At 50.3% G+C, this 9,000-nt stretch carries 8 protein-coding genes; 7 read left to right on the top strand and 1 reads right to left on the bottom strand.

Translation table 11 applies throughout. The features are described from left to right. Nucleotides 1-17 precede the first annotated feature (17 nt). The gene (locus METLU_RS0121200) at nt 18-1,274 is read left to right on the top strand and encodes an esterase/lipase family protein (RefSeq protein ID WP_027159972.1); all 1,257 of its coding nucleotides are present in this window, start codon (nt 18-20) and stop codon (nt 1,272-1,274) included. A 209-nt stretch (nt 1,275-1,483) separates the two neighbouring features. Here the strand turns inward: METLU_RS0121200 and METLU_RS0121205 are convergent, their stop codons facing one another. Beyond that, nucleotides 1,484-1,873, bottom strand: coding sequence for a hypothetical protein (locus tag METLU_RS0121205; protein WP_027159973.1), 390 nt, complete (start codon nt 1,871-1,873; stop codon nt 1,484-1,486). A gap of 355 nt (nt 1,874-2,228) precedes the next feature. Between METLU_RS0121205 and METLU_RS26065 the strand changes: the two genes are divergently transcribed. The 6 genes from METLU_RS26065 to METLU_RS26075 all read left to right on the top strand — a co-directional run bounded on the left by METLU_RS26065 (nt 2,229) and on the right by METLU_RS26075 (nt 8,917). After that, on the top strand, nt 2,229-4,736 hold the full coding sequence (locus METLU_RS26065) for a hypothetical protein (protein ID WP_155920653.1): 2,508 nt from the start codon (nt 2,229-2,231) through the stop codon (nt 4,734-4,736). After that, nucleotides 4,733-5,071 (top strand): J domain-containing protein, encoded by a 339-nt coding sequence (locus tag METLU_RS0121215; protein ID WP_027159974.1) that lies wholly within the window; start codon nt 4,733-4,735, stop codon nt 5,069-5,071. The genes METLU_RS26065 and METLU_RS0121215 overlap by 4 nt, the downstream gene beginning before the upstream one ends. Further along, nucleotides 5,068-5,736, top strand: a complete 669-nt coding sequence (locus METLU_RS0121220) for a nucleotide exchange factor GrpE (protein WP_027159975.1) — start codon at nt 5,068-5,070, stop codon at nt 5,734-5,736. The genes METLU_RS0121215 and METLU_RS0121220 overlap by 4 nt, the downstream gene beginning before the upstream one ends. Next, nucleotides 5,733-7,496 carry an Hsp70 family protein gene (locus METLU_RS0121225; protein WP_027159976.1) on the top strand — a complete coding sequence of 588 codons (1,764 nt, stop codon included), beginning with the start codon at nt 5,733-5,735 and terminating at the stop codon, nt 7,494-7,496. The genes METLU_RS0121220 and METLU_RS0121225 overlap by 4 nt, the downstream gene beginning before the upstream one ends. Continuing rightward, on the top strand, nt 7,496-7,882 hold the full coding sequence (locus METLU_RS26070) for a hypothetical protein (protein ID WP_051300085.1): 387 nt from the start codon (nt 7,496-7,498) through the stop codon (nt 7,880-7,882). The genes METLU_RS0121225 and METLU_RS26070 overlap by 1 nt, the downstream gene beginning before the upstream one ends. A 252-nt stretch (nt 7,883-8,134) precedes the next feature. After that, a complete protein-coding gene (locus METLU_RS26075; protein WP_081679160.1) occupies nt 8,135-8,917 on the top strand; it encodes an AAA family ATPase in 783 nt (260 codons plus the stop codon). The last annotated feature ends 83 nt before the right edge of the window (nt 8,918-9,000 follow it).

Consider the following 9,000-nt stretch of genomic DNA (forward strand, 5'->3'; position numbering starts at 1 on the left):
ACCTTTAGGATAAGACCATGAATAACCAGCACCTTAGAGACTATCCCTTGCTTGCAAAGACATTGGGATTGATTATTCTTGCGATGCTTTGCAGCACAGCTGCGGCTATTAATTCCCCGGTGCAAGCTGCTAGTATTGCGCCGACGCTCAATAATACGGAATGCCTTCTCAACTGGGCGCAAACATTCTACCCCAGCCTGTTTTCACCACCGACGTCAGGTGTGCAGTTCTCTTCGCCTTACACCTATCGCTATTACCCAAACACCAATGCATATGTAGGCGTTTCCTCCGCCGACAACCATGTGTATTACCTGGACCCGAGTGGTGACTTGCAGGATGTGGGTGATTTATCCACTTGGCTGTCGACGTCAGGCTGTGGAACAAGGCCGTACCCTGTCATATTTATTCATGGTATAGCGTCTTCCGCAGACACATGGACGACCTATAGAAACTACCTGATAAACAATAGTTTTTGGACCTTCGGCGGCATTCCTGCTTACGACCCGAGCTCAAAAACAGTTAATATCAGCTGCCCATCCGACTCAAGTGTTGCGTGTACGGGCGGTACTGGTGACTTTTACACATTAAATTTCTCTGATAATCAGGGGCTACCTTTTGATGTCCAGGGAGGTGAACTGGCCGCCGCCATTAAAGCGGTCCTGGATGCAAATCCTGGGAAAACAAAGGTTCTTCTGGTTAGTCACAGCATGGGCGGGCTTGCTGCAAGAGAATACCTGCAAGGATTGGCACGAGAGTCAAATTCCGCAACGACAATTCCTTATCGAGCGGATGTTGCGAAACTCATTACCGTTGGAACGCCGCATCAAGGGAGTTTCTGGGCAGAAGAATGCCACAATGACATCAGTATTCCCGATAATGTCGGTATTTGCAGTCTTCTACCTCTGGACATCGACCCAAACAGTATTGCAGTCGAGGATTTGAAGCCGGACAGTCCGGCGCTGAACATTCTTAATGACTTAAGCACTCATCCCCTTCCATCCAGCGTAGCTTATGTTTCGATAATTGGAACGGGTCAACCTACTTTGATCAGTTTCATTGATTTCAAAGATGGGGATGGCATCGTGTCGGATATTTCTCAGGATCTAAAGACAGTGGCCGGAAATCTTCCTCAACAGAAATCGGTTAGGATTGACATTCCTTTCCGAGAATGTGGCAATAAAATAAATGTACTTTCTATCGGAAATATAGGCGAGACTCATACTTGTGAGTCAACGGATATTGGCGTCGGGGCAGAAATTTTGAAAAATTTATAATTAGGTAGGTAAAGCAAATAGCCTGGCATCCGTCCTGAATGGCTGTTCTGACCGGGTTTCGCCAGTCAATTAACAGACAAAAAATCGATCTTTTCCCACGGAGCCCTCCATCGATACGGACAAAACATTTTTTTCAAATCTTTCGACAAATGCCCCGTCGCCGTAGGCGACTAGGGCTCAGGTCTTTTGCCTTGACCGTTACCGGTTAATTATTTCTTCGTCATGAAAAAATATGTCGATTGGCATTTAAGAATCATTTTGTCGTTTTCTTTTTCGATTGCAGTGCACGTCTCCATTTTGGAACGACCGGCAGCGGCCTGCTTGACCAATTTGCCGTCCTGGACAGAATAATTGAGTACTGCGCGCAAATGATCGATCCGCGCGTGTGCGTCCGATTCTTGAGAAATACCTTCTAGCGTACCATCTGTCTTGAAGGTCCAAGTGGTGTTTATGCTTCTTGATTTGGTACCTTCGCGATCAACCGATTCCTTGTCGATTTGCCAGGTGCCAATCAGATCGGATTGAGTCAATGGAACGTCCGCACTTGCGGAAAAAGACAGAAACATCAGAGCGCAAACAGACAACCGAGTAAATTGCATGGTTAAAACCTTATAAATAGTAAGTTAGAACCCGGAATTGTAGCACGGAACCGATTGCCAAAATCAGCATTAATTCAATGGTAATTGAATTTTTCATATGGCCATGTGGCGGATGAATTGCAGGATGGATTCATTTTGGCTTTACCCCGGCAAAAGCCTGTTCATCATCAACTGGTCTGCCAGCTTTCAGCATGACAATTGCTCGCTGCTGTCATTGCCTCAATGGTTATTGACCAACCATTCAGACAATGACCTCGAAGAGCATGGATGGAGAATTTGCAGGGTTTATCTAAAAAGATGCTTTATCATAGTTCGTTTCCTTTGTTCATAAGCCCCCGCAAGAACAATCATGCCCATGAAAAAGCAACCAATGCCCGTTTTCGGCACAGCTGAGGGGAATAGCCTTGAAAAGCAGGCTCTGTCCCAGTTAAATGCCGGTAAGTATAAAAAAGCAATTGAGCTGTATAAAAAATTATTGCAGGATTCCGACAACAGCGAGTGGCGGCAGCAATTAGCGCACTGTTACCTGCAATACGCTTCAGCGTTGGCCGCAAAGGGCCTGTATCAGGAAGCGCGGGCGTCGTGGGAAAACTATAGCCAACATACTCAGCCCCCTTACGAAAAATACGATCATTACCTAACCTGGCTGATTCAAACCAACAACCCGGCCAGGGTTCAGTCATGCCTGGCGCAGTTATCAGCTCGGCAACTGGATAAAGACTATCCCGAACTGGCTGCCTGGTTGGGTTTGCTGATTATCACCGATCATTCTGAATTTCAGCAGTCCTTGCCGCAAAACTCCGACTTTATCGCGCATTTGACGAGCGTTCAGACGGCGTTGCGGGCCTATCAGGACAATAACCTGAGCGGCATGGACGAGGCATTAAAGCAATTACCTTATCGCTCTGCATTCCGGGATTTCCGCACACTGTTAAAAGCGGCGGTTGCCGTATCCGCAGCACCTCAGGAGGCGCAGGCGCTGCTAACCAAAATTCCGGCCCATTCGCCGTATGCGCAAGCCGCCGACCTGTTGCTGGCCAGCACCCGGAAAGGCTCGGCGCTGGCCCGGGAAATAGTAAAGTTTAATCACCAGCAGCGCAGACTTATCGGGGAAATAATCGGCCTGGATGAAAAGCAGCTCGAATTCATAGAGCAACTAGGCAATCAAAAAGAGGTCTGGTCCGACAAACTGAAGTTTGATCTGGCTGTTCAATATCAAACGCTTTGCGGCTTTGAGTTGGCGCAGCGCTTCTGCCTCGCCATGCTGGCCCGGTATCCGGCCGGCCAACAGGACGTCAACAACGCCTTCGGCCCGGTCGATGAATTCGAGCAAAACCGGTTAAAGGCGCTGGCCTGCGAACGCGAAGACAACAGCTATGATGCCGAATATCATTGGCGGCAATGCATACGGGCATTGACAAAAGAAGGCTCCGGCAACACCTTGAAAACAGCCCTGATTTTGCGCCATCTTGCGGAAAACCAGCCGGATGCCGAGGAAAAAATCCCATTACTGATTGAAAGCCTGGAGCATAATCCTGACGATCGGGCCAGCTATCTGCAAATTCTTGGCTACTATAGCCAGTTCCCGGACACAGCCGATACCTTTAAACAATGGTTGAGCAAAGCTTTCGCGCAATTTCCGCGGGATGCTGACGTGCTGACGCTGGCGCTTCAGGCAGCCATGCGCGATAGAGCCCACGCCAACGTCAGCGAATACGCGCAGACACTATTAACCATCGATCCGCTGAATACCGCTGCCAAACAAGCGCTGTTTGCAAGCCATCTGGCGCATGCGCGCAAGCTGATACAAGGCAGGGAATACCCTGCGGCTGAAAATGAAATTCAGCAGGCGGAAGGCTTGAAACTGGGCAAAAGTTATGGTCTTCAGATTCAGCTCATGCGGGGCCTTTTGTGTTTTGCCAGCCAGGACAAACAACAAGGGCTGCAAGCCATAACCGAGGCGCAGAACAAACTCAATACGGACCCGGTCAATATGCATTTTCAAGCCGCCATGGAAGCGCTTTTAACGAATCTGCCCGTCGCAACCCTTCTGAGAGAATTGCCGCCCGCCAAGGACTATTTACTGTCAGCGCAGGAACTGGCACGGTTGGTCGAGCGGCTAAAGCGGTACAGTCAGGAATCCGGCAGTCAGGAACAGACGCATAAAGCGCTGGAAAAAATCAAGGCTGCCCTGAAAAAATCGCTGCAACAACAGGATTACGCTGAAAATCTGCTGTTAGCGTTATGCGAGGCGCTGGACAGCATCAGGCACTTCGAATTACTGCGCTATTGTTCGAAACTGGCGCAATCCAAATGGCAAAAACCCGTCTGGATCTATTTCCAGATTTATTCCGAGACCGATGGCGAGCCCGAACGCTGCTCTTTTATGAACCGATTACGCCTGGAGGAAAATCTTGAAAAGGCCAGGCAGGAAAAAGACCATCGCGCCACGGTGTTGATCGACCATTATCTGGATGGCTATCATAAAGCGCATCCATTGAAAGCGATGAACTTTCTCGACAACCTGTTTGCCAAGGATGAACAGAATAACGTGGAAAATCCGTTTGATAAGCTCTTCGGCCACTTGTCTTATGAGACATTCCATAAGCTCAATAAGAAGCTGACATCCTTATCAAAGAAAACATCGCCGGAACGGCTTGTCCAGGAGCTGAATAGAGCGAATGGCGACAAGATCCTGCAAGCCATTATGAAAAACCCTGATTTATTTACGGCGCTGATGGTGCTGAGAGCCGCCGATGCTTTGGGCATCGCTATCGAGGTCAGCGTGGAGGAGATCCTGGCCTGCTTCAACGTAAGCAAAAAATCCGGCTTTTCTCTTTTTAACCTTGGCAAGTCACTATGAATACCCCATATGAGATACTGGAGGTTGCAACCGACGCGACCGATGCCGAAATCAAGCAGGCTTATCTACGGAAAGTCAAAGACAACCCGCCGGACCGCGATCAGGAACGGTTTCAACGGATACATGGCGCCTACACGTCGATCAAGGATGAAAAAAGCCGGCTGAGCTATGCCTTGTTCACTATCCCGGCCGCCGATTTCGACGAACTGCTCGATCAGGCCTTGCATACAACGCAAGCCCCACAGGTCGGGCCGGAACACTTTAAACAACTGCTACGCGCAGGCCTTGGCGAGACAATGCCCGTCAACGCCATGCCCCATGCTCAAAAATCATGACTACAGACGCACAGAAAAACGCATTACTCGAAGACTTCCGCACTTACCTGGAACAGAGCCGGCTTGATCCATTTGCCGCCCGGGAGCAGCCCGACCTGCATACCTTGCTGAGCGAAATGACCGGCTTGAAAACGGAAGTCAAGGCCGAAGCCAGGCAGTTTAAAAGCGCCCTGGATACACTCAGTTCCGCGCTGGCTACCGTGCAGGACGACAATAAAGCCCTGACGGCGGAACTTGCTTTGCATGCCGAACGATTGGAGCAGCAACAACGTCAAATCATGCGCACCGTACTGCTGGATATCGTCGATATTTATGACAGGCTGACCTCAGGGCTGGAGGTTTTGCACAATTACCGGCCGGTCGCGTCGCTGTTCAAACACTCCAGAGACCAGGATGTGCGGTTCATCAGGCACTTCAAGGCAGGGCAGGTGATGACGGTCAGGCGTTTTGATCAACTCCTGCAGCGATATCAGGTGAGGCCGGTAGACTGCATCGGCCAATTATTCGACCCTGTTACCATGAGTGCGGTTGAAACCGGCCATGATCCCAAACTCGAAAACGGCATCGTGCTGGAAGAACTGCGGAAGGGCTTTTTATTCCAGGATCAGGTTCTGCGGCTGGCGGAAGTCAAAGTCAACAAAATCAACGCTAGGGAACACTTATGAACGAAATCATCATTGGCATAGATTTAGGCACCACCAACTCGGAAGTCGCGATTGTCGGGCAGGGCAAGGTCAGGGTTATCGCCGACGGCGACAAAAAAATCCTGCCTTCGTTTGTCGGCATCGATGACCATGGCAACATTCTGGTCGGGGAAACGGCGAAGAACCAATACCTGGTCTACCCGGAACGCACCGTAAAATCCATCAAGCGCCTGATGGGGCAGAATATCCAAATAGACTTGGCGGGCCAGTCCTATGCGCCGCAGGAAATTTCCGCCATCATTCTCAAACGCCTGAAAGCCATTGCCGAAAAGGATCTCGGGCAACCGGTCGGCAAGGCCGTCATTACCGTACCGGCTTATTTTTCCGATGTCCAGCGGCAAGCCACGCGCGAGGCCGGCGAAATCGCCGGACTGGAAGTCGTACGCATGATTAACGAGCCCACCGCGGCGGCGCTGGCTTATGGCGCCAGCCAGGCCGAAGCCAAGCGCATGCTGGTGTACGATCTGGGCGGCGGCACCTTCGATGTGTCCGTGGTCAACATCCAGGCCGGCGTCGTCGAAGTGCTATCCAGTCATGGCGACAACCACCTGGGCGGCGACGATTTTGACCAGCAGATCATTGAACACCTGCTCAGGCATTTGCAGAACACTTACCATGTGGACGCCCGCGCCCACAGCAAAGCCATGGCGCGCATCACCCGGGCCGCCGAAAATGCCAAGATCCTGCTTTCCGATCAGCCTTACGCGCAGATTGAAGAAGAGTATCTGCTGGAGCATGATGGCTCAGCCATTCACTTGTCCCTTGAATTGTCCAGACTGGAATACGAGGCGATGATCGAGGACTATATCAATGCCACTCTGGATGCCGTACACATCGCCCTGAAAGGGGCAAAACTCACCGCAGCGGATATCGATGAAGTCATTCTGGTCGGCGGTTCCACCCGCACTCCCTGCATTCGGGAGCGCCTGTTCAGTGAATTCGGTTTCGAACCGCACGGCGAAGTCGACCCAGATTTATGCGTGGCCATGGGCGCCGCCATTCAGGCGGCCATGATCGGCGGCCAGCAGGTTGATACGGTACTGGTCGATGTGACCCCGTACACCTACGGCACCAGTGCCATAGGCACGCTGAACGGCGAATTTTATCCTTTCATGTTTGTGCCGGTCATTCACAAGAACAGCGTGCTGCCGAGCCGCAAAACCGACGCCTTCATGACCAGTCACGATGGCCAGGAATTCGTCGATGTCAGCATTTATCAGGGCGAAGATCCCGACGCCTTGAACAATACCCTCATAGGCGAGTTTCGGGTTGAAGGTCTGCGCGATGTGTCGGCCGGCAACGTCATAACGCTGACCCTGGATCTGGACCTCAACGGCATTCTGCACGTTTCGGCGCAGGAAAAAGCCACCGGCCTGGAGAAATCGATTGTCATTAAAAATGCCCTGTCGCGTTTTGAAAGTGCCGCGCTGGATACGGCCAGACAGCGCATCACGTCCTTATTCGGGCATTTGGAATCCAACCCGGATGAACTGGGCGAGCCTGAACCGTTCGAAGCGCCGGCAGCGGCACCGGAAATCGAAGCCGCACGCAATGCGATGGCCAGAGCCGAAAGCTTGTTCGAACAAGTCTCCGACTCGGACAAGGAGGACATGGTCGATTTGATCGGCACCATCACGGCATGCATCAAAGCCAATGATATCGAAGGCCTGAAGGAGCCGGTCGATCAGTTGAACGACATCATCTACTATCTGGAATCCTGATGGAGCGCTGCCCCTGCTGCAACGCCCGCTTGGGCGGGGCTGCACGATGCCCCCGCTGCCAGGCCGATTTAAGCCACATGATGGCGACCGAACAGGCCGCCCGATTCTGGCTGGCCAAGGCGATACAGTACTGGCAGGATAATGAAGCCGGGCAGAGCATCAGCGCCTTGGAGCTTTCGCTACGCCTTAAAAAAACCGGGCTGGCGCTTGTCTTCCGTGATTTTCTGATCCGCCAGCAATGCCAGAGCGTTCTTGACTTGCTGGCGCAAAAACAGCTGCTGCCCGCGAAACAACGGCTCTACGGCATGCGCAACTGGCTTCCCCACAGTCAATTGCTGCAACATTTGAACGCGTTCACTGATTATTTACTGGCGCGGCATCAATAAAATATGGCCATATGGCGGATGATTCGTAGGGTGGATTCGTCTTGGCAATCCACCAACAAACGGAGCCTTGCAACCGTAACGTTCACCAATATACTTGGCCTGCTTGAAATGGCGGTTTGCTGCGCAAAACCGCCCTACGTCGTTGTTGCAAGCAAAGCTCTGCAAGCTGTTGAGCAATATAGCTTACGGGCTTACAACATCTTCAATGAGTTTCCGAATAGTAAAATTAAGACAATTTAATGAGAACCAACTATGAAAATTGAAGCGCTACGGATAAAGAATTTTAAAGCCTTTAAAGAAGTCGAAATGCAGGATATTCCAGCTTTTTGCGTAATTGTAGGCGCGAACGGCACAGGTAAAAGCACGCTGTTTAATATTTTTGGTTTTCTGAAAGATGCCTTAACGACTAACGTAACAACAGCTCTAATAAAACAAGGTGGTAATCGAGGTTTTCAGGAAGTTAGAAGTCGTAATAGTGAGGGTTCAATTGAAATTGAAATTAAATTCCGGGAAGACTCAACCAGCCCCTTAGTAACATATTTGTTGCAAATCAATGAACGCAATGGCAAGGCCGTTGTAGAAAGGGAAATTTTAAAATACCGACGCGGTAGTGGTGGACAGCCATGGCATTTTTTAGATTTTCGTGAAGGCAAAGGCGTTGCAGTTATCAATGAGCTGGAGACGGTTCGAGACATCAACGACTTAAAACGAGAAGAGCAATCGCTAAAATCCCCTGACATTTTGGCTGTTAAAGGTTTAGCGCAGTTTGAACGCTTTCCCGCTGTAGTGGCTTTAGGTAATTTAATCGAAAATTGGCATGTTTCAGATTTTCACATAAGCAAGGCAAGACCCGAACAAGAGACAAGTTATGCCGAGCATCTCTCTCGTGAAGGCGAAAATTTGTCGTTAGTTATTCAATATCTTTATCAATTCCATAACAAGATTTTTGAAGAAATTGTCCGCAAGATGAAGCATCGCGTTCCTGGCATTACAAAGGTTGAGGCTAGAGCAATTATCTATTACGTAGAAACATAGCCTGAATGCCTGAAGAGATTGAGGCACTCATCCGCTTGAAACTCATCCAACAGCTTACCAATGAGTTGCCAGAGCTTGTCGTA

It is taken from the genome of Methylobacter luteus IMV-B-3098, assembly GCF_000427625.1.
Classification (GTDB): domain Bacteria; phylum Pseudomonadota; class Gammaproteobacteria; order Methylococcales; family Methylomonadaceae; genus Methylobacter; species Methylobacter luteus.

Excerpts from the sequence above, each read along its gene's own strand:
- METLU_RS0121200 (WP_027159972.1), top strand. The coding sequence starts at position 18 with ATGAATAACCAGCACCTTAGAGACTATCCCTTGCTTGCAAAGACATTG.
- METLU_RS0121205 (WP_027159973.1), bottom strand. The coding sequence starts at position 1,873 with ATGCAATTTACTCGGTTGTCTGTTTGCGCTCTGATGTTTCTGTCTTTT.
- METLU_RS26065 (WP_155920653.1), top strand. The coding sequence starts at position 2,229 with ATGAAAAAGCAACCAATGCCCGTTTTCGGCACAGCTGAGGGGAATAGC.
- METLU_RS0121215 (WP_027159974.1), top strand. The coding sequence starts at position 4,733 with ATGAATACCCCATATGAGATACTGGAGGTTGCAACCGACGCGACCGAT.
- METLU_RS0121220 (WP_027159975.1), top strand. The coding sequence starts at position 5,068 with ATGACTACAGACGCACAGAAAAACGCATTACTCGAAGACTTCCGCACT.
- METLU_RS0121225 (WP_027159976.1), top strand. The coding sequence starts at position 5,733 with ATGAACGAAATCATCATTGGCATAGATTTAGGCACCACCAACTCGGAA.
- METLU_RS26070 (WP_051300085.1), top strand. The coding sequence starts at position 7,496 with ATGGAGCGCTGCCCCTGCTGCAACGCCCGCTTGGGCGGGGCTGCACGA.
- METLU_RS26075 (WP_081679160.1), top strand. The coding sequence starts at position 8,135 with ATGAAAATTGAAGCGCTACGGATAAAGAATTTTAAAGCCTTTAAAGAA.